This is a genomic window from Niallia sp. XMNu-256, from assembly GCF_036670015.1.
GTDB lineage: Bacteria > Bacillota > Bacilli > Bacillales > Cytobacillaceae > Bacillus_BD.
In genome coordinates this window covers 2,420,975-2,442,714 of sequence record NZ_CP137636.1, presented here as the reverse complement: position 1 = coordinate 2,442,714, position 21,740 = coordinate 2,420,975, and the positions used below count along the sequence as shown (strand labels likewise).

Sequence of the window (21,740 nt, the reverse complement as noted above, 5' to 3'; positions counted from 1 at the left end):
AGGAGGATTTTACAACATGGGTGAAAGATTAGCTGGAAAACCAGTCGTTGAATCGCTTAGAGAAAATATTTTATCAAGAGTAGAAAAATTAAACGGAAACGGTGTGACTCCAACCCTTCAATTAATTCGGGTTGGAGCCCGTGAAGATGATCTTTCTTATGAAAGAAGCATCTTAAAGAACTGTGAACGCCTAAACATTAAAACTAATGTATTGGAACTTCCAGTGACTGTTACAATGGATGAGTTAAAAGAAGTTTTTGAAAAAGGAAACAGTGATAAAGATGTTCATGGTATTATGATTTTCAGACCTTTACCAGACCATCTTGATCCAGAAGTTGTTCGCAACTTAATTGATCCGGCGAAAGATATTGATTGTATGTCTCCGATCAATCTAGAAAAAGTTTTTGAAGGAAACAGCACTGGATTTGCACCATGTACACCAAAAGCAGTAATCGAAGTACTAAAACATTATGACATTCCATTAAATGGAGCAAATATTGCAGTAGCAGGTCGTAGTCTTGTTGTTGGTAAACCACTATCCATGTTGCTTTTAGATGAAAATGCAACCGTAACGATTTGCCATTCAAGAACGAAAGATATGCCAGCAGTTACATCAAAAGCTGACATTGTTGTTGCAGCAATTGGTAAAGCAAAGTTTATGGGTAAAGAGTATTTTAGTGCTGATCAAGTTGTTATTGATGTCGGCATCAATGATGATGGAAATGGTAAAATTTGTGGTGATGTTGATTATGATGAAGTCATTGATCATGTCAAAGCTCTGACACCTCCTACAGGTGGGGTTGGACTTATCACAACAACTATTTTATTAGAACATGTTGTAAAAGCTTGTGAAAATTCCATCTAAAATTAAAAAGATCCTGTTTTAGCTTAACGAGAAATTATAAACACATTTGGAAGGTATTCGATTTTAATTGGATACCTTCCTCCTTTATTCGATATATTTTTTTAGGAGGTAGTATGATGCTTAATAAAAGCAGCAATCAATTTATAGATGAACTTGCATCTAAAGCACCAGTACCAGGTGGTGGAGGCGCTAGCGCATATGTTGGAGCCCTTGGTATGGCACTTGGAAGTATGGTTGGAAACTTAACTGTAGGAAAAAAGAAATATAAAGATGTTGAAGAGGATATCATTGAGCTTCTCAAAAAGGGAGAAGACATTATTGAAAAATTCAAAAGTCTAGTAAGTAAAGACGCAGAAGTTTTCTATCCGCTATCACAAGCATATGGTTTACCTTCATCGACTGAGGAAGAGAAGCGAAAAAAAGATGAGGTTTTACAAGAAGTTCTTGTAGATGCGACATATGTACCTTTAGAAATTGCTAAATTGTGTTTAGAGGCGATTAATTTACATGAGGAATATGCAAAAAAAGGCTCTCGTCTAGTCATTAGTGATGTTGGTGTGGGGGTCATCTTCTGTAAAGCTGCTTTACAAGGAGCCAAATTAAACGTATTAATTAACACAAACATGTTAAAAGATCAAGAATTAAAAACTAAAGTAGAAAATGAGTTATTTGAGATTGAAAAAATAGGATTAACAAAGGCTGATGAGATCTATAAGCAAGTTGAACAAACTCTTACAAAATAAGGGTAGTTAATCGTGTACATAAGAACCCGCATATTTTACTCTAATCTAGCGGGTTCTATTATTAAAAAAAATTGCTATTTAATAATTGATTAATAGTCTAGAAGATATAAACATGAATGTTTTTTAATAAGATCTTGATTTTTTGGGTTTGTGAAAGACAATTACTTCACTATATTTTATAAATGGAGGAATGTACGATGCGTTTAGATGGAAAAGTGGCCATTATTACTGGTGGAACATTTGGAATTGGGGAAAGCACAGTTCGTTTATTTGCGAAGGAAGGTGCTAAAGTTGTTATTGCTGCTCGTAATGCAGAAAAGGGAATCAAACTAGTAGAAGACATTAAAGCAGAAGGCGGAGAAGCCCACTTTGTTCGTACAGACGTTTCTAAAGAGGAAGATGTTAAAAACCTAGTTAAGGAAACCGTTGACACGTATGGAAAGCTAGATGTTTTATTTGCTAATGCGGGTGTTGGTGACATGCAAGATCTTGATTGTTGTACACTTGATGAATGGAACCAGACGATTAGTGTCGATCTTACTGGTGTATTCCTTTGCAACAAATACGCAATTCCGGAGATGGAAAAAACTGGTAATGGTTCTATCATAAACTGTGCATCCATCCTAGGTCATGTTGGTCAAATGTCTGTTTCTGCCTATGCTGCAGCTAAGGGTGGAGTAGTGAATATGACTCGTGCAGCTGCCGTTACTTACGCAAACAGAGGTATTAGAATCAACTCAGTATGTCCAGGATATGTTAATACTCCAATCTTAGATAATACGCCAAAAGAAATCATTGACCAATTAGTATCCTTGGTACCAGCTAGACGCCTTGGGGAACCAGATGAGATTGCAAATTGCGTACTATTCCTTGCAAGTGATGAATCGTCATTTGTTACAGGTGCCAGCTTATTAGTGGATGGCGGATATACAGCACAATAATAAAAGTCTACATTTGTGTAAGTATTATAAATAAAATGTATTCAGTGAAATAAGTTTTTCAACAGTCCCGACATAAATATTAAATCGGGGCTTTTTTATTTTATCAATATAATTATTATAATCACGGCTTGTTAAAGAGTCAATAAATTTTTATTTTACATGATTCATCCATTAGCAATAGTAAAAATATCTCCAACAAAAAGGTATTTTTATAGGGCTTGTTTAATAATACATAAAGTGAATCTTTTAATTTGTGTAAGTTATAATCCTATAAATCAGCCATTAAGAGAGATTCATTAAAGAGTACATAATTTTCCAAAAGGCTTGAGGAAGAATTAGGAAAAGATTCAGGAGCCATCAATTGATTTTTTAGTCTTATTACTTACCAAATTGAATGATGGCTTAACACCCTATATTCTAGTAAAGGAGATGGTGGGGTTGAAAATCGCAAGGGTGTATGAAAAATTAAAACAAAGTAATAATATTAATTCTACAAAGTATTCCATACTATTGCCGCTCGTAGAAGTAGATAATGAAACTCATATTTTATTTGAAATACGTTCGATGAACTTACGTAGAAATCCAGGACAAATTTGTTTTCCAGGTGGTAAAATTGAAAAAGAAGATCTCAATCCGCAACACAGTGCGATTCGAGAAACAGTTGAGGAATTGGGAATTCAAGAAGAAGACATTGAAGATGTTCTTCCATTAGATACGATTACTACCCCACAAAATCAGATTCTTTATTTAAATATTGGAAAAATCAAGGATATTAACTCAATTATACCGAATGAGGATGAAGTAGAATCTGTATTTACTGTTCCTCTTGACTTTTTAAGAGAAACTTCCCCGAAAATATCACGAGTTTATTATAAAACTGTACCTGAAGAAGACTTTCCTTATGATTTAATTGGTGGAAAGGATTATAAATGGAGCGAACGCTTCATGGATCAATATTTTTATCAATATAATGACAAAGTAATTTGGGGATTGACAGCAAGAATTTTAACATACTTTTTATCGTTATTAGAAAACGATACTTATTTATAAGAAATCAATTAACGACAGTCCAAGTGGCTGTCGTTAATTATTTCAAGATTTCTAGAATAATATCTATTATCTTTTGTTTTATGACTAGTGTTAGAGCATAATATGTGTAAAATGAAGCTTTGTCTCGTATAATAATGAATGATTGATTCACTAGGAGGTATTATAAATGCATATTGAAATGTGGACTGACTTTGCTTGACCATTTTGCTATATTGGCAAGCGACGTCTGGAAGACGCGTTAAAACAAATTGATCATCCAATCGAGGTAACGTATCGATGCTATGAATTGGATCCAACAATGGGAAAAGATGTTAAAGAAAACATGTATGAAAGTTTAGCTAATAAATATGGGATGAGTATTGCGCAAGCAAAAGCAAATATTCAAAACGTCGTAAATATGGCAAAAGAGGTGGGTTTAGATTATCAAATGGATACGTTAATATTAACGAACACTTTTGATGCCCATCGTTTAACTATGTATGCCAAAACAAAAGGTTTAATGAAAGAAATGACTGAGCGAATCTTGCAAGCGTATTTTACGGAATCCAAGCACATCGGAGATCATGAGACACTAACTGAATTGGCTGTTGAGATTGGTCTTGATCAGGAAGAAGTTAAAAGTATGTTAGCAAGCGATGAAATGGCAGATGCTGTACGTAATGATCAACAAACTGCACGACAGTATGGTATTTCTAGTGTTCCATTCTTTCTTATTAATAAAAAATATGCTTTAACAGGTGCTCAACCAACAGAGACATTTGTACAAGCATTACAAAAAGTAATTGCAGAGGATAAGCTTGTCGTCTTAAACAATCAAGATGGTCTGAACTGTGATGATGACGGTTGTGAAATACCGAAAAAATAAATAAAAGTGCCAGTTACTTTCAATTCGAAAGAAGTGACTGGCACTGTTTTTATACAATAAAAATGAAATATATAATAAACAACAATCCAAGAATGTACATAATTGGATGTATTTCTTTAAAACGTTTTTGTGCAATGAGTGATAATGGATACAGGATAAAGCCAAACGCTAATCCCATGGCTACACTTGATGTCAAAGGCATCATAATAATGGTTAAAAAGGCAGGAATGACTATTTCAATCTTATTCCAGTTAATATTTTTCAAATCCATCGCCATTAAAGCACCAACAATAATTAAAGCTGGGGCAGTTACTTCTGTTGTAATAACAGAAAGAATTGGAGAAAAGAATAAAGCAACCGCAAAACAAAGGGCAATAATAATTGATGTAAAACCAGTTCTACCTCCAACAGCGATGCCTGAAGAGGATTCAACACTAGTAGCTGGTGTTGACGTTCCTAGAATCGCACCGATAGCACCAGCAGCAGAATCAGCTAGGAGGGCCCGTCCAATTTTCGGTATTTCATTATTTTTCATAATCCCTGCTTGACTGGTAAGAGCAATTAAAGAACCTGCTGTATCAAAAAATGCCACAAATAAAAATGTAAAAATAACAGCAAGTACCTGTGGTGAAAATATTTGGTCTAAGTTCATAAATACAACACCAAAAGTTGGTTCAAGACTCGGAATGGATCCTACAATGGAAGTTGGTATTTGAATAAATCCGATGATCATCCCAATGATAGTGGTGATAACCATGCCATAAAAAATAGCACCATTTATCCCCCGGACTAACATTGCAATTGTAATGATCAGCCCCACAACAGCTAATGCAGTCCCAGTTGAAGTCAAATCACCAATAGAGACAAATGTATCTGGGTTACCAACAATAATACCAGCATTTTTAAATCCAATAAAAGCAATAAAAAAACCAATACCAGCAGCAATCGCATGCTTGATGTCTTCAGGAATTGCATTGATAATTTTTTCCCTAATTTTCATTACACTTAAAAGCATAAAAATAATACCGGCAATAAAAACACCTGTTAATGCTACTTCCCATGCGATTCCCATTCCAATACACACAGAAAAAGTAAAAAATGAATTCAACCCCATACTTGGAGCAATCGCAATCGGATAATTTGCAAGCAGTCCAATTAATAAGGAACCTATAATAGCTGTTAAAGCTGTTGCTGTAAAAACAGCCCCTTGATCCATTCCTGATTGGCTAAGGATAAGAGGGTTTACGATTAAAATATAAGCAACAGAAAGAAAGGTTGTGATCCCTGCAAGGGTTTCTTGTTTATAAGATGTACCTCTTGCTGTAAATTGAAAAAAGTTTTTCATGGTGTTTATCTCTCCTTTTGCAAAATCAAACGGAGAATAGCTCTATTTATGTTCCCACGTTCTTTTTGACTTTATGATGTTTGAAAGAAATGAAAAAAACTTTGACTACGATAACAGCCAAAGTTTCTACAAGGATATAAAAATAGTACACTATTTTAATAACCTTGTAGACAAGCCATTTATGGTGGCTGGTAGAAACGTTTAAGCCATATTCTTAAACTTATACAAGGAATATACAATTAAATAATGAAGTTATAATAGCAAAGGAAAAAGCAATAGTCAATAGACTCCTAATAGCTTTAGGAGGGAGTTTGGCCTTGTATCATTTACTCATTATTTTTTAATTCTTTTAGTTGAACAAGAACAGATTTTCGAAGAGTCGGGTAGGCGATTCCGATTAAAATGGTGATAACGCCGATCCATTGAAATGGTGTTACTTGCTCTTTTAGAACGAATGTTGACATAAAGACAGCTGTTGGAAGTTCAGATGCGCTCAAAATATTCCCCAATGCGCTACCAATTTTCGGCATTCCAATATTAAACAACAATGGAGGAAGGAGAGATCCAAACAAAGCAAAATATAGGGCGTATGGAAGCAGTCCGTTTATTAGAGATCCATTTGTCAGGAATGTTGGCGGCATGAAAATAAAAATGAAAAGGGCGCCACCTGTACACATAATAGCACTCTTTTTGATCGGATGAACGGGGATCGTGGCTTTTCCACTCACATAAATAAAAGTGGCAAAGGATAATCCAGATAAAAGCCCCCAACCAACACCTATCCATGAGATTGTAATTGTATTCATTAGTATATTAGAAGCTAGTACAGATCCGATAAGAATAATCACTGTTGCAATTAAGTTCTTTTTTGATGGTTTCTTTCGCTCGAAAACATACTGTAAAACGATGCCGATCCAAGTAAGCTGTAATAATAGAATAATAGCTAATGAAGCATCAACATACTGAAGAGATTGGTTATAAAAAATCCCTGTTGCTCCCATAGGAATTCCACTGACAAGCAAAATGAGCCATTGTTTAAGAGATAATCGATTCCATTTTCGCAAAGTTAATGTAGTTATCCAGAGCATAACAGCCCCAAAAAAATATTGAGAACCTGTGACATTATTTACACTAAACCCAAGATCATACGCCAATTTAACAAAGGTTGAAACCACACCATAGGAACATCCACCAATAAAAACAAGAAGAGCATATTTCCAAAGTCCCATATAAACCCTCCTTTATAGGACGAAATAAAACCACTCATCTCTAATAGAGGTGAGTGGCGAAAAAGTTAACCTAACTTAAAAATCCACCTGCTACGTAAATCGCAGCTTTTAAACTTCGAAACATTTTCTCCATTTCTATTATATTATTAAATAAAGAAATGTAAACCTTTGAGATTTAACGGATTTCCAAAAGAAGTCTGCCATCCTCAAGGAGCGACAGTGAGTAGGTGGGAGATGAATTTCGGTTAGGCCATAGCCAAAAGATTCTCAACATATTGCCAATTATTTCTGTGATAGGGAAGCTCGCAATCCTTCAGATTGATCTGTTTGTATGACTTACCAGGATACGTGATGTAATTGCCATGCTTGTCCCTGTAAAGCCTGCTCTCCGTATTTTTCATTTTTCGACCTTTCCTACTTCATATCCCGGCAATCTTTTTCCCTATAAATATTTGAAACTTTAGACAAACACATGTTCTGTTTGTTATAATGGATATATACCAAATGTTGGGAGGTGGGAACATGTATCGAACCTTAAAAACTCCGTTTCGGGCTAGTCATACAACGATTCAGCAATTATTCGATATTCGTAGATTAAGTGGCACCATATGGAATGATTGTGTCGAACTGGCCCGTTATTATTATCGATTGGGGAATAAGTGGATTACACAAACCGAACTGCAAAAAGAATTAAAACGTCTGTACCCCCTTCACAGTCAAACGATACAAGCTGTAGCCCATAAATTTTTAGCCGCAAGAGAAGGGACAAGAGAGGCAAGGAAAAAGGGCCACAAAAACATCCGATATCCTTGGAAACTTAAATTTGTGTTCAATCCTAAATGGGTAGATAATTCATTCTCGATTAAGGGAAAAACACTGATTCTTTCGCTGGGGAATTGGAAGGGGAAAAGACAAAAACCTCTGCGTATTCAGTTGAATCAGGTTCCTGCGGAATCGATTAAAGAAGTCGAGTTAGTCTATAATCGAAAGTGGTATGCCTGTCTTTCCTACGATGATGGGGTCGAACCGAAACAAATAGAGGATGGCGTTACAGCAAGTATTGATCCTGGTGAAATTCATACGATCGCTAGTGTAACAGAAAAAGGGGATAATTGTATCATTACAGGAAGATATATGAGAAGCATCCATCAGTTAAGAAGCAAGAAATTAAAGGAACTGCAAATTCTCATGAGTCGCTGTAAAAAAGGAAGTCGTCAATGGAAAAAATACAATCGTGCTAAACGTTACGTATTATCCAAAAGCCAATCTCAATTAGAAGATGCTCTGCATAAAACTACTAAAGACTTCGTTAATTGGTGTATGGAGCATGACGTTAAACACGTTGTACTAGGAAACCCCGAAGGTGTTCAACGAAAGACGAAAAAGAAGAAGCGAAAAGAAACAAATCAAAAATTATCCAATTGGTCTTTTGGAAAAGTACACGATATATTGACATACAAATTAAAGGCAAAAGGGATCATGATTGAAAAGGTGGATGAATCCTATACATCCCAGACATGTCCTGTCTGCGGAAACCGCAAAAAAGCAAAAGCGAGAAACTATACATGTAAATGCGGATACAAGGAGCATCGTGATATTCATGGTGCAAGTAATATCTTAACAAAAGAGTTGCACGCTTAATAGGGAAAATGATCTATTTCCCTATTAAGCGTGCAACGTATCTACGACCTGTAACTTTGGGGTAGTTGACCAAAAGGACGTTAGTAGACGGGCAGAACCGCCCCTTGTGCGTTGGGAAACGTGCATGTTGCTTACGGTGGGAGTTGGCTGCCTTCGAAACATCTAACGAAAGCACCACTAGATAAGGGTGAACACTCTTATCTGTCAGAGGGTAGTTAGGTTGGAGGTGTTGCTGACACTAGAAGCATTGCTTCGTTTCGACTCGTCTATTCCTTAGGACAAGAAACCCCCTCCTCAAACCGAATGGTTAGGTGGGGGAGGTTCATGCACCATCGGTTAGTTGTTAGATAACGGTTGTATCATTGTATAAAAATGAATTGTACGCAAAAACTAATATAAAATTTTAGTGAGAAAATTCCCTTTTGGAGGTTATTTGTATGAGTCGATTGGAAAGGCTCGAAATGAAAAGGGTTGAACCGAAACATTTAAAGCAATTTAATGAACTGTTACGTTATGTTTTTCAAGTAACAAATAAAGATCTGCAGCGGGTTGGATGGGAAGAGAGGGAAATTGCCTTAGCTAAGCTACCTGTACTGCAAGAGGCGGATGTATTGGGCTGGTTTGATGAAGAAAAATTAATTTCACAGTTAGCCGTTTATCCATTTCAAGTCAATATTTTTGGGCAGATTTTTGACATGGGTGGACTGACAGGAGTTGGAACCTATCCTGAATTTGCCAATATGGGACTTATGAAAAAGCTATTGAAACGTGCTTTAGAAGATATGCGTGCGAAAAAGCAGTCTATTTCATATTTATTTCCTTATTCTCTTCCGTTTTACCGTCGAAAGGGCTGGGAAATTATTTCGGATAAAATGACGTTCGAAATAAGAGATTTTCAGTTGCCTCATTCGAAGCCAGTTTCTGGCTATGTTGAAAGATTACATACGGAACACCAGGATATACGATTTGTTTATAAGCGTTTTTCCATCAAAAAGCATGCAGCTATGATTCGCAATGAGTTAGCATGGGATGAATATTGGAGATGGGATTTGGAAGAACTAACAGCTGCTGTGTATTATGATAAATCCCCTGACCCTCAAGGGTACTTATTATACTGGATTTCTAAAGATGTACTACATATTAAAGATATGGTTTATTTGAATCAAGAGGCTAGAAATGGCCTTTGGAACTTTGTCAGTGCACACTTTTCGATGGTGTCAAGAGTAGTAGGAAATACCTTTACGGACGAACCGCTAGCTTTCTGGTTAGATGACGGAGATATTAAAGAAACGATCGCGCCTTATTATATGGCCAGGATTATAGATGTTGAGCAATTTATAGCTCAATATCCTTTTCAAAAAATAGGTACTGAAACAAAAATTACATTCCAACTAGAAGATCCTATGGCAGACTGGAACAGTGGTAATTTTACTTTGTATGTCTCTGAATCAGGTGAAGGTAAACTGTGGCCGAGTGAAGGAATTCCGCAAGCCTCATTAGATATCCAGACTTTGACCACAATGTTACTAAGTTATAAAAGGCCTACCTATTTAGCAGAGATTGGGCGATTACAAGGGGACAGTGATATAATTGATCGGTTAGAGAACTTAATTGGCAGGGAGACCCCTTATTTTTCCGATTATTTTTAAGCAATAGAGAGTGCCAGACGCCTTTTATCATATAGAAGGTGACTGGCACCATACCTTATTTAATCAGGCTCAACTGTCAGTAAGACCTACACCTCAAGTTTTGGTATAAGAAAAGTAAGGGGAGTGGGGATTCAACTACACGCTTAGCGACGAAATAATGAACACAGACTAACTACGCTTGGGCAACGTCTAGAAAACCTGTAAGCTCTGGTCTTAAGCTTTCCATCAGTGGGGTATGAAAGAAACTCCTATTGATGGAAGTTTCACTTTATCAATTTCAAAAGCGTTTTAAACTGATCATGCTCACCCGTTTGAAGTAGTTCATATATGATCATTTCTGTGCTAGTTGGCAAGATATTAAGGGCTTGCATTTTAGTTAGACCGATTTCTTTATTTGCTTTAGTACGTGAGGCTACTGCATCAACTACAATTTCAACTTCATAACCTTGTTCTTTGAGCGAACGGCCTGTTTGATATACGCATATATGGGTTTCAATTCCTGTAAGAATAAATTGTTTTCTGCCGCTTGCTTTAATCGCATCTAGAACTTCTTTATCAAGACATCCATTAAAAGTCATTTTTCTAATCGGTTGACCCTTCATATATTGGGCAATTTGTTCTGTAGTGCTTCCTAAGCGAGTCGGATTTTGTTCAATCCAAATAATGGGTACATTAAGGGCATTCATTGCTTGTACCAGTTTTGTTGTATTATCAATCATTTTTTCGCTTTCTTCAACAATGTTAGCTAACTTCCCTTGAATATCTATAACTACTAAACATGCTTCCTCAATTTTAAACATAGTCTGTACTCCTTTCTTTATAGTGATTCCTAGATCAATTATAACTTAATGTGGGTGCTTATTCCTGCTTGAGTAAAGGTTCTGGACTTCAACAATTAGGATGGTGTAAGGCACCTATTTCAAATATAATAGAGGCAGTGCTTTAAATCTTTGATTATGTGCTAGGTATTTTCCAAATTTACAGGTGCCGAGCACTTTTTTAATGATGTTCTTACAATTATTAAGTATAATTAAATAAATTTCATTAGATAACGAGGAATGGAGAAAATAATAATGAAAAGGTTAACAATAGAACAATTAGTTAATAGATTCTCATTAAAGGTGTTAGTAGGGGAAAACCAACTATATAGGGAAATTACGCAGCCGAGATCTCATCGTCCAGGATTGGAATTTGTCGGACATTTTGATTTCTTTCCAACTGAACGGGTTCAAATATTAGGAACTAAAGAAGTGACGTATTTGCATAAATTAAGTCATGAGGAACGAAAAACTCGAATTGGCAATATTGTCGGATATCATCCACCGTGTTTTATTGTCACAGCAGGTGAAGAAGGACTGACTTATTTGACGCATCATTGTAGAGAACATAATATTCCTTTGCTGTTAACAAATGAACCGACTAATACGACAAACTTCATGGCTAAATTGGATGCATTCATGGTTAAGGAGTTAGCTCCTCAAATTGCTGTACATGGCGTTTGTGTCAATGTTTATGGAATAGGTATTTTGATTCGGGGGGATTCTGGTGTAGGGAAAAGTGAAACCGCTCACACATTGATTGGCCGTGGTCATCGCCTAGTAGCCGATGATATTGTAGTGTTAAAAAAGCTTAGTGCTCAAACGCTCCTTGGGACACATGACGAGAAAACGAAAGAATTTCTAGCATTACGAAGTATCGGTTTACTTAATGTCGTTCGCTCTTATGGACAAAAGGCATTTCAAAACGAAACTCGAATAGCGCTTGAAATCCTTTTAACTAAATGGGAAAAAAATGCCTTGTATAATGATTTAGAGCAGGAGCCGAAATATACCGATTATTTAGGCATTAAAATTCCTTCAATGGAAATTCAACTTCAGCCTGGACGAGATGTAGCCGGACTAATTGAAGCGGCTGCAAACAACTGGTTTTTAAGGCAACAAGGATACAGCGCAGCTGAAGACTTCTATAGTCGCTTAGAAGCTGAGTTCGAGAAGTTTTGAATTTCAAGTCAAGTAATTCAGTGAATGGATGAAGTTGTTACTTAGGAGGAAATAGAAGTTGAGAATGATAGATGCTCATATTCACCTGGATCAATATAAAGATAGTGAAATCGAGTGGATGATGGCAAGCGATGAAGAAATCACAGAGTTCATTACGGTTTCCAGTAATTTAGAATCATGTAAACGTAATCTCCAATTATCAAATAAATTCGATAAGATACGATCAGCATTTGGCTTTCACCCTGAGCAAAGCTTGCCGACAGAGCAGGAGAAGAATACTCTGATTCAATGGATGGAACAGCATCAAGCAGAAATGATTGCAGTCGGAGAAGTAGGTTTGCCATACTATTTAAGGCAAAACGGAAAAATTTCTAAGTATCAGTATAATCAATACCTTGAATGCCTTGAGGTGTTTATCAAATTAGCAAAAAGCTGGAATAAACCTATTGTTCTGCATGCGGTCTATGAGGATGCTCCGGTAGTATGTGACCTTTTAGAAAAGAATTCTGTATCAAAAGCTCACTTTCATTGGTTTAAAGGGGATGACAAGACGATTACAAGAATGGCGGAAAATGGATATTTCATATCAGTTACACCTGAGATTGTTTATAAGAAAAAAATTCAACAGTTAATAAAAAACTACCCTTTAGAACAAATCATGGTTGAAACAGATGGACCATGGGAATTTAAAGGCCCATTTAAAGGAAAAATGACTCATCCTCATATGATGAGTCATTCCATTGCTGAAATCTCCAAAATTAAAGGTCTATCAATCATTGACACAGCGGAGGAAATTCATACTAACACAAAAAACTTCTATAAATTAAATTAAATGTAAGGTGCCTAGAACCTTACATTTAATTCTTGGCTTAATGTTCAAAGTAATATCATCAAACGCTGCATGAATTTTAAATAAACCTCGAAACGTCCTAGCTTATCCCGAGCGACTCAAATACGCTTTAAATTCTGAACCTCAATTACATTCATAAACCCTTTTAATTAATGGAGTGGCAGGCAGTCTCTTATATCTAAATGGTGTGTAGCACATAAAAACGTACATGATAAATCAAATATTAATTATGTCGTGACAAGTAGTTTCAGGCGAGTGTGGTACATCGTGTCAAGAAGCTTTCATATCATGATCTTCTTCAAAGGAGCAAAACAGGAAGTGATTATAGATATAGTACAAGTGAGTGGAGCGAATGCTAGGTGTCAAAATGGGTGGTGCCTGGCACCTTTCGTATGTTACAATGAATTTATAGACAATTCTGAACGATGGAGGTGGAATAGTGCTGAGCTTTGAGCAAAAAAAGGCTGTTTTTCATTCGTATGAAGATTTAGTAGAAAAGCCCATTAGCAATCAAAGGGTGAATTATGAATATCCTAAGAGTCAACAGAGGGGCAAAATTCTCGCAACCCAATTGCACCCCAGTGGGAACGGCTATGTGATCGGAAAATACATCAATCCCCAAGCGATCATTAAGAATGGATACAAACTAGATTCTCGGGGCTGGATTAATATTAAAAATTTTACTGAAAGTGAATTACATGAAATTATACAATTAACAATGAATTCTATGAATCCATTAAATTCACCAATCCGAAAGAAAATCCTTATTACTAAAAAACATAAATCACAAAAAATCATTACTCGTCCCATATCTGAAAACCTTATCCATTCCTGTTTGTATAACTGGCTCGGATATGGTAATTTGAATGCACCGATTTGGTTTATAGAGATGGAAGACGATGGACCTGAAATATGGGAGAATCGAACGAAAACTTTGGAAGAAAGTCTTAAGCTTCGTTCAAATTTTAATTTACAAATGGATTTTCAATTCGTTCTGGAAGAGTTATATGAAATCCCATTAGAATCTCGTAGAAATTCAAATATTTGGATGTATATGGCAGCCTTTTTAAAGGAATTTTCAGGGGAAAAGGCGACTGATCAGAACATACAACAATATTTATATCATGAAAAAAAATTAGGTAAACTAGATTCAAGTCATTTTATCGGAAAGTTTAGACCGCTTCCCAAAAAAGCGATCATGAGTATGGAGCCATATCAGGCAATTTGGGATTCGACAAAAATCTACGAAGAAGAAATTGGGTCTGAACGAATCTCCCTCATAAAAGAAAATCTAATAAACCATCCCAATGTGCAGTTATTGATTACATATGAAAGTGACATAACAGACAAATTACTTAACTGTTTTACAGATCACATCAAAAAAATAAGCCTATGGCAATTAAACAATGAAAAGTATGTACTCTACCAAATAAAACTGTCTAAAGAACGAAACGTCCTCTTACTTTCATCTCCATTTTTCAGCCACGAACAAATCAGTATTAAAGGAATTCGTGATTGTGTGACACGAATAAATCGCTTAAAAAGTTGGGCTCTATAATGGAAGAGGTGCCAGGCGTCATCCGGTTTGGATGGTGCCTGGCACCTCTTAAGCTTTACCAAGTAACAATCATCATTAAGGCTAGAAGAATCATCATATAGTTAACTGAATAGATGAAGGTTGCATTAGCCCACTTTACATCATTTTTTGTATAAAGACCTTGGATAGAGAGTACTAACCAACCAAGATTCATTAGTGTAGAAATTATTAAAAAAACAGGTCCAAGAGACCAAAGGAAGAAAGGCAATGGAAGTAAACAAGCAACATAGACGAGAATTTGACGCTTCGTTACTTCAAAGCCATATAACACTGGAAGCATAGCAACCCCGGCCCGCTTATAATCATTAAACCTTCGCATAGCAATGGAGTAGGTGTGAGGCATTTGCCAAATAAAAAGAACAATTGCTACTGTGATTGGAATGACGTGATTACCTGGAACTAGTGCTGACCAGCCAATTAAGGGAGTAACCGCTCCAGATACAGCTCCAATAATTGTATTCATTGCATACTTCCGTTTGGACCAAAACGTATAAAGGACAACATAAGTAAACCAGCCGATTAATGAATAAATAACTGCTTCACTCGTTGTCTGTAATAAAAAAACAAAGCCGATAAGAGTAAAAATAATTCCCATCAACAGAACGGATCTTAATGAAAAGCTGCCTGTCACAGTTGGACGCTTCTTTGTCCGCTCCATCGCTTGATCTAAATCAACTTCATACCAATTATTTAGAATCAATGCTCCGGAAATCACAAGTGTGCTTCCAATCATCGTATTTAAGAATAAACTCAGTTCGTTTACCAAGGTAGTACCAGTGAAAGATAATGCCAACCAAAACCCTACCAACACGGGAAATACATTGGCTACTAGTACAAAGCCTTTTAATAAATAAATAAAATCAAAGATGAATGTTTTTATGTTTTTTTTATTTTCGACATATAAATTCCCACTTACTTGTTCACTATAAGAAACAGTTGTCTGTTTATTCATTTCTAGTCTCCTCTGCTAAAAACTAGTTAAGTACTTTCTGATTACTATATAAATAGTTTACATCTTTACTAACATTATAATGGTATTAACATTTTATTTCCATTACAAAGTTCATCCATTAAGTAATATATGGCTTAAATCCGCTTAAAGTCATTTTTATTTACCATGAAGAATTATTTTATTAATATAATAAAAGAAGGCGATCTCAAAATTTACATAACCGATTGGGTGAAAAAGTGATTATTTCTTGAATAGCGGTCTGTATTTCATTATTATAATGAATAGAGATTGAAAACATTTATAGAAAATTTTTAGATCAATCTCGGATAAAGAGAAGCCAACACGAACGAAATGCAAACGCATAATAGTGAGGAGTTGTTATTTTAAATTGTTACCAACGATAAGTTTTTCACAATTAGAAGAGACGATACAAAATGAAGGGATTACTTTGAAGCAGCAGCCGATTATAGATGATCCATCACTTTTATTGGAGAGAGAAGTACGACTTACTCCTGAGTTTTATTATAAACAACTGAGAGCTCTAGGAGTTATACTGTCTGTTGAGGAATGGGAGGACGTACCATCCTTTAAATTGCGTTGGTTTAATACCAATTCCGATTTGCCTTTGAAACGCTTTGTGTTGTACTATAATCAGAAAAAAAGAATCCTCAAAAAGAAATATGTGTATAAAGGACGTGCGTCATTAGTAGAGCAAAAGGAAAATATTTCTAAGCAAGCTTTATTATCTGCTGTAAAAAGAGGGGACTCAAGTATCATTGGTGAAGGGTTCAGGGAAATCTAAGAGATGCCAGGCAGCTTCCATTGTGGAGACTGCCTGGCATCTTGCTAATCTAATTAATATACATCTCGTAGGTAGCGGCCTTGTTTTTTCAAGTCGTTTAGATGTGCTTCAGCATCTTCGCGACTCATATTTCCTTCTTTTTCAATTAAATCAATAAGAGCTTCATGAACGTCTTTGGCCATTCTTTCTTTGTCTCCACAAACGTAGAAGTACGCTCCATTTGACAACCATTCGTACAATACTTTGCTATTCTCAGCCATTTTATGTTGGACATATACTTTCTTGTCCGTATCACGAGAGAAAGCAGTATCTAATTTAGTAAGTATGCCGTCTTTTTGATATTGTTCCAATTCGTCCTGATAAAGGAAGTCGGTAGCAGCATGTTGATCTCCAAAAAATAACCATGTTCTGCCTGTTCCTTTATTTACAGCACGTTCCTCGATGAAAGAGCGGAATGGAGCAATTCCAGTTCCAGGACCCACCATGATAATATCAGTATCCGTAGATTCTGGGAGATGGAAGTGCTTATTTGGTTGAATAAATACAGGAATCGTATCGCCTTCATGAATTCGTTCAGCAACTTGAACGGATGCAACACCTTCTCGGTCACGTCCATGGGCATGATATCTGACAGCGCCAATGGTTAGGTGGACTTCATCTGGATGAGCAGCCATGCTGCTGGCGATTGAATAGAGGCGTGGCGGCATTTTTCTAAGAAGTGCAACGATCTCATCAGCACTTGCATTCCATGGTCCAAAATCACGTAGCAAGTCAAGTAAATCACGACCATACATGTATTCTTTTAATTGATCAGCGTTTTCGACTGCTACAAGTTTTTGAATGTCTTGATTATCAGTTAGATCAGCAGCCTGCTTCATCAATTTTTTATTTAAGAGAGTAATTTCGAAAAAAATTGTTAGCGCTTCCTTGAGTGGAAGGGTATCCCCCTGTTTGTTGATTGTTACAGGTGTTTCTTCATCCCATTTCATTTCGTTTAAAATGGATTCCACTAGTTCAAGTTTATTCTCAGGAACAAGTCCTAAAGCATCACCAGGAACATAGGAAAGACCGGAATCTTTTAAGGATAATTCAAGATGTCTTGTTTCTTTACTAGAGCCAGTCCCATTTAAGTTGATATTTTTAAGAACTTTTGCTTTGAAAGGATTTGTTCTTGAATAACTTGTTGCATTTCTACTATTTTCTAGTTCCACAGTCTTTTGCATCAAATTTCACCTCAAAAATTTATATAAATATAGGATAACATAGGAAAGTGAAAACGTGTACAATTTTATTACATAATTCCTAATATTTGTAGATATTATCAAATTAATTCAAACAAATTTTATTTCTTTTCACATCTTGTATCGCTATAATTGAGGAGAGGAATGGAAGTACAGATCTTGGATGATTATGGGGGTTACGAGATGGTGGATCCAAATGGATTATTAGATACAAAAATTTTCATGCTTAATTCAAACCAAGAACTGGCATTGGAGATGTCAGGGCTCATGGGGTGTGAATTAGGTAGATGTACAGTGTCCCGTTTCAGTGATGGAGAAATTCAAATACATATAGGTGAAAATGTTAGAGGAAAAGAAGTATTTCTTATTCAATCAACGTCAGACCCTGTAAACGAGCATTTATTTGAACTGCTCATTATGATTGATGCGTTGAAAAGAGCTTCGTCCGGCACAATAAATGTAATTGTCCCTTATTTTGGCTATGCCAGACAAGACCGTAAAGCCCGTTCACGAGAACCGATTACAGCTAAATTAGTAGCAAATCTTCTAGAAAAAGCAGGGGCTAATCGTGTAATAACGATGGACCTTCATACAGCGCAAGTACAAGGTTTTTTTGATATTTCACTTGAACATCTAACAGGCATTCCGATTATTGCCGAATATTATCAGAAAAAAGAACTTAGAGATGTTGTTGTCGTAGCACCACATAATGGAAGTATCGGTAGAGCTAGAAAAATGGCTAACCTGTTACATGCTCCACTTGCCCTTGTTGACAAAAGATTAGAAGAAGAAAGTGAAACCATTAATGTAATAGGTGATGTACATGGAAAGAATGCGATTTTGATCGACGACTTAATTGATACAGGTACGACAATTTCTCTAGCAGCAAAAGCATTAGAAGAGAATGGTGCAAAAACCATCTATGCAGCTTGTACGCATCCTGTTTTCACTGGGGATTATAGAAAGAGCATTGAATTGTCACCGATTAAAGAGTTAGTCATTACAAATACGATTCAACTGCCAGTCCATAAACATATTAATAAAGTAAAAACCCTATCGATTGCTCCATTACTAGTTGAAGCCATTGACAGAATTCACCATGATAAGGCCATAAGTCCATTGTTTGAGTAATGGATGAAGCCGTTTTATCATATGTTTTGCATATGATAAAATATTAACTATAAATGAAACAGGAGGAAAAAGAGATGACATTACCTAACTTTGAGAAAAATTTACATAAGTACGCGAAACTTTTAATAGCAAAAGGAATTAATGTTCAAAAGGGCGATTGGGTTAAGATGACGATTAGTGTGGACCAAGCGCCGCTAGCACGATTGATCACAAAAGAGGCGTATACTTTAGGAGCAGAAAAGGTCATTGTAAAATGGTCGGATGATGAAATTACGAAATTAAATTACTTACATCAGCCTACAGAAGTGTTAACGGATATACAGGATTATGAAATTCAAGAATCAGAGGACCATGTTTTAAATCGTCGTGTAAGTCGACTGTCGATTATTTCTAGTGATCCCGGTCTATTAAATGAAGTGGATCCAGGAAAAGTGGCAGCCTATCAAAAAGTGGCAGGGAAGGCGTTTAAAGCACAGCGTGTGGCAACGCAAAATGATGATTTGAAATGGACGGTTGCGGCAGCAGCCGGAGCGGATTGGGCAGCAAAAGTATTCCCTCATTTAAGCAGTTCGGAAGAACAAGTAGATGCTTTATGGGATCAAATTTTCACAACTTGCCGTGTTTATGAAGAAGACCCAATTGCAGCATGGGATCAACATATCCAAACATTGAAGGAAAAAGCAACGAAATTAAATGAAATTCAATTTGATGCACTTCGATATACGGCACCGGGTACGGATTTAACTCTTGGTTTGCCAAAGAACCATATTTGGGCAGCTGCGCAAAGTTTTAATCCAAAAGGGGAAGAGTTCGTGGCCAATATGCCAACGGAAGAGGTTTTTACTGCACCTGATACCCGTCGGATGGAGGGAGTAGTCCGCAGCACAAAACCACTTAGTTATGCTGGAACGTTAATCGAGGGAATTGAAGTACACTTTAATAATGGAAAAATTACAGATATCTCCGCCGAAAAAGGGGACGAAGCGATTAAAAAATTGGTGTTTGATAATGAAGGTGGAACCGGCTTGGGAGAAGTTGCCCTAGTCCCAGACCCTTCACCCATCTCTCAATCGGGGATTATTTTCTTTAACACTTTATTTGATGAAAACGCCTCTAATCATTTGGCGATTGGATCCAGTTACCCGACGACCATTCGACCATTCAAGGTGGAACAGAAATGAGTGAGGAAGAGTTACAGCAACATGGCATGAACACAGGAACTGTACATGTTGACTTTATGATTGGTTCGAATCAGATGAATATTGATGGCATCAAACAAGATGGCGAAGTGGTTCCGATCTTCCGTAATGGAGACTGGGCAATCTAAGAAGCGAGGTTTTTATTATTTAAAGACCAACTTGTCTGATTCCTCTTTTAAGACTGTTAGAAGAAATGGCACGATTTGTAAAGGTGTTTAATATAGAGCAAATAACAGCTTTTGCAACCGTAGCAATCTTGGTAAAATAAAACCTGAACCGTTAGAGGTTCAGGTTTTGTTCGGATAGATCATTTATGCTTTTGTTGTCGCTAACGATAAAAGCCTTTCTTTTATTTCATTAGGATTTATTTGTTTTTGGGCAACATTCGTTTCCATAGCAGTGGTTGCAACTGCAGCAGCTACATGCGCAGCAACTCTTGGATCAAATGGATTTGGGATGACATAATCCGGGTTCAACTCTTGATCTGAAACAAGGCCGGCAATTGCATGGACAGCGGCAAGCTTCATTTCTTCATTAATTTCTGTTGCATGGACATCTAATGCTCCGCGGAAAATTCCAGGAAATGCTAGAACATTGTTCACCTGATTTGGGAAGTCAGAGCGACCCGTACCAATGACGACTGCACCTGCTTCTTTCGCTTCTGTAGGCATTATTTCAGGTGTAGGATTTGCCATTGCAAAAATGATGGCATCTCGGTTCATTGAACGGACCATGTCTTGGGTAACTGCACCTGCAGCTGACACTCCTACAAATACATCAGCTCCAGTTAATGCATCTGCTAATGAGCCTTGCTTTTGTGCTTTGTTTGTTATTTTTGCCATTTCTTCTTTAAATGGATTCATTCCCTTTGGACGACCTTCATAAATAATTCCTTTTGTATCACATAAAAGGACATCTTTTACTCCCATTTGCAGCAATAATTTTGTAATGGCTACACCCGCTGAACCAGCGCCATTTGCTACAACGGTAATATCTTCAATTTTTTTGTCAACAATTTTTAAAGCATTGAGAAGTCCAGCAGCCGTAACAATCGCCGTTCCATGTTGATCATCATGAAAAATCGGAATATTACAAATCTTCTTTAGACGATCCTCAATTTCAAAGCATTGTGGTGCTGCAATATCTTCTAAGTTTACGCCTCCAAATGTTGGCTCTAATAGTCTAACTGTTTCAACCACTTTATCAGGATCGGTCGTATCTAGGCAAATTGGGAAGGCGTCTACATCAGCAAATGATTTAAATAATAAGGCTTTCCCTTCCATAACTGGCATGGCTGCTTTAGGACCGATATTTCCTAGTCCAAGCACTGCTGTACCATTGGAAACAACTGCTACAAGATTCCCTTTCATCGTATAATCATAGACTTTTTGCTCTTCTTGATAAATATCTTTACAAGGCTCTGCAACACCTGGGGAATAAGCTAGACTTAAATCTTGTGAATTTTGGACAGGTACTTTTGAATAGACCCCTAATTTACCACGGTTTTCTTTATGCATTTTCAATGCTTCTTCTCGTAATGTTGACATGTAATTAAATTCTCTCCTCTTTTTAATCTGTATTGTTGTCTATTTAATATTACAACAATTTTATGAAAAATGGAATATTTTAAATATTTAAAA

The 21,740-nt window shown here is 36.5% G+C and carries 18 protein-coding genes, 1 pseudogene and 1 riboswitch; of the genes and pseudogenes, 13 read left to right on the top strand and 6 right to left on the bottom strand.

From position 1 onward, the window contains the following. Nucleotides 1–16 precede the first annotated feature (16 nt). The 5 genes from R4Z10_RS12465 to R4Z10_RS12445 all read left to right on the top strand — a co-directional run bounded on the left by R4Z10_RS12465 (nucleotide 17) and on the right by R4Z10_RS12445 (nucleotide 4,464). Nucleotides 17–865, top strand: a complete 849-nt coding sequence (locus R4Z10_RS12465; RefSeq protein ID WP_338469624.1) for a bifunctional 5,10-methylenetetrahydrofolate dehydrogenase/5,10-methenyltetrahydrofolate cyclohydrolase — start codon at nucleotides 17–19, stop codon at nucleotides 863–865. A gap of 116 nt (nucleotides 866–981) precedes the next feature. Further along, a complete protein-coding gene (locus R4Z10_RS12460; RefSeq protein WP_338469623.1) occupies nucleotides 982–1,608 on the top strand; it encodes a cyclodeaminase/cyclohydrolase family protein in 627 nt (208 codons plus the stop codon). Nucleotides 1,609–1,805: 197 nt separating this feature from the next. Next, entirely contained in the window at nucleotides 1,806–2,549 is a 744-nt protein-coding gene (locus tag R4Z10_RS12455; RefSeq protein WP_338469622.1) for a glucose 1-dehydrogenase, read from the top strand. 438 nt (nucleotides 2,550–2,987) lie between these two features. Next, on the top strand, nucleotides 2,988–3,599 hold the full coding sequence (locus tag R4Z10_RS12450) for a CoA pyrophosphatase (RefSeq protein ID WP_338469621.1): 612 nt from the start codon (nucleotides 2,988–2,990) through the stop codon (nucleotides 3,597–3,599). A gap of 211 nt (nucleotides 3,600–3,810) precedes the next feature. After that, complete coding sequence (locus tag R4Z10_RS12445) at nucleotides 3,811–4,464, top strand: DsbA family oxidoreductase (RefSeq protein WP_338473236.1); 654 nt, start codon at nucleotides 3,811–3,813, stop codon at nucleotides 4,462–4,464. 49 nt (nucleotides 4,465–4,513) lie between these two features. Here the strand turns inward: R4Z10_RS12445 and R4Z10_RS12440 are convergent, their stop codons facing one another. Continuing rightward, entirely contained in the window at nucleotides 4,514–5,809 is a 1,296-nt protein-coding gene (locus R4Z10_RS12440) for an NCS2 family permease (protein WP_338469620.1), read from the bottom strand. A 147-nt stretch (nucleotides 5,810–5,956) separates the two neighbouring features. Then, nucleotides 5,957–6,057, bottom strand: a riboswitch (purine riboswitch). A 78-nt stretch (nucleotides 6,058–6,135) separates the two neighbouring features. Further along, the gene (locus tag R4Z10_RS12435; protein WP_338469619.1) at nucleotides 6,136–7,038 is read right to left on the bottom strand and encodes a DMT family transporter; all 903 of its coding nucleotides are present in this window, start codon (nucleotides 7,036–7,038) and stop codon (nucleotides 6,136–6,138) included. Nucleotides 7,039–7,560: 522 nt separating this feature from the next. Here R4Z10_RS12435 and R4Z10_RS12430 point away from each other — a divergent pair. Further along, a complete protein-coding gene (locus tag R4Z10_RS12430; protein WP_338469618.1) occupies nucleotides 7,561–8,679 on the top strand; it encodes a transposase in 1,119 nt (372 codons plus the stop codon). A 437-nt stretch (nucleotides 8,680–9,116) separates the two neighbouring features. After that, nucleotides 9,117–10,328, top strand: coding sequence for a GNAT family N-acetyltransferase (locus tag R4Z10_RS12425; protein WP_338469617.1), 1,212 nt, complete (start codon nucleotides 9,117–9,119; stop codon nucleotides 10,326–10,328). A 263-nt stretch (nucleotides 10,329–10,591) separates the two neighbouring features. On the opposite strand, the gene R4Z10_RS12420 is transcribed toward R4Z10_RS12425, so the two are convergent. Then, complete coding sequence (locus tag R4Z10_RS12420) at nucleotides 10,592–11,128, bottom strand: hydrolase (protein ID WP_338469616.1); 537 nt, start codon at nucleotides 11,126–11,128, stop codon at nucleotides 10,592–10,594. Nucleotides 11,129–11,401: 273 nt separating this feature from the next. Between R4Z10_RS12420 and hprK the strand changes: the two genes are divergently transcribed. The 3 genes from hprK to R4Z10_RS12405 all read left to right on the top strand — a co-directional run bounded on the left by hprK (nucleotide 11,402) and on the right by R4Z10_RS12405 (nucleotide 14,736). Continuing rightward, nucleotides 11,402–12,328, top strand: a complete 927-nt coding sequence (hprK, locus tag R4Z10_RS12415; protein WP_338469615.1) for an HPr(Ser) kinase/phosphatase — start codon at nucleotides 11,402–11,404, stop codon at nucleotides 12,326–12,328. A gap of 64 nt (nucleotides 12,329–12,392) precedes the next feature. Next, nucleotides 12,393–13,160, top strand: coding sequence for a TatD family hydrolase (locus R4Z10_RS12410; RefSeq protein WP_338473235.1), 768 nt, complete (start codon nucleotides 12,393–12,395; stop codon nucleotides 13,158–13,160). Nucleotides 13,161–13,617: 457 nt separating this feature from the next. Next, nucleotides 13,618–14,736, top strand: a complete 1,119-nt coding sequence (locus R4Z10_RS12405; protein ID WP_338469614.1) for a hypothetical protein — start codon at nucleotides 13,618–13,620, stop codon at nucleotides 14,734–14,736. Between the two features lie 55 nt (nucleotides 14,737–14,791). Here R4Z10_RS12405 and cyoE read toward each other — a convergent pair whose 3' ends face one another. Then, nucleotides 14,792–15,727 (bottom strand): heme o synthase, encoded by a 936-nt coding sequence (gene cyoE, locus R4Z10_RS12400; RefSeq protein ID WP_338469613.1) that lies wholly within the window; start codon nucleotides 15,725–15,727, stop codon nucleotides 14,792–14,794. 388 nt (nucleotides 15,728–16,115) lie between these two features. Here cyoE and R4Z10_RS12395 point away from each other — a divergent pair, with 388 nt between their 5' ends. Next, nucleotides 16,116–16,529, top strand: a complete 414-nt coding sequence (locus tag R4Z10_RS12395; RefSeq protein WP_338469612.1) for a hypothetical protein — start codon at nucleotides 16,116–16,118, stop codon at nucleotides 16,527–16,529. 53 nt (nucleotides 16,530–16,582) lie between these two features. Here the strand turns inward: R4Z10_RS12395 and R4Z10_RS12390 are convergent, their stop codons facing one another. Further along, nucleotides 16,583–17,752 (bottom strand): sulfite reductase subunit alpha, encoded by a 1,170-nt coding sequence (locus R4Z10_RS12390; RefSeq protein WP_338469611.1) that lies wholly within the window; start codon nucleotides 17,750–17,752, stop codon nucleotides 16,583–16,585. Nucleotides 17,753–17,953: 201 nt separating this feature from the next. Here R4Z10_RS12390 and R4Z10_RS12385 point away from each other — a divergent pair, with 201 nt between their 5' ends. Both R4Z10_RS12385 and R4Z10_RS12380 read left to right on the top strand, forming a co-directional pair. Next, nucleotides 17,954–18,901, top strand: a complete 948-nt coding sequence (locus R4Z10_RS12385; protein WP_338473234.1) for a ribose-phosphate pyrophosphokinase — start codon at nucleotides 17,954–17,956, stop codon at nucleotides 18,899–18,901. Between the two features lie 74 nt (nucleotides 18,902–18,975). Then, nucleotides 18,976–20,228 (top strand): annotated as a pseudogene (locus R4Z10_RS12380) (aminopeptidase). A gap of 183 nt (nucleotides 20,229–20,411) precedes the next feature. Here R4Z10_RS12380 and R4Z10_RS12375 read toward each other — a convergent pair. Then, entirely contained in the window at nucleotides 20,412–21,647 is a 1,236-nt protein-coding gene (locus R4Z10_RS12375; RefSeq protein ID WP_338469610.1) for a malic enzyme-like NAD(P)-binding protein, read from the bottom strand. Nucleotides 21,648–21,740 lie beyond the last annotated feature (93 nt).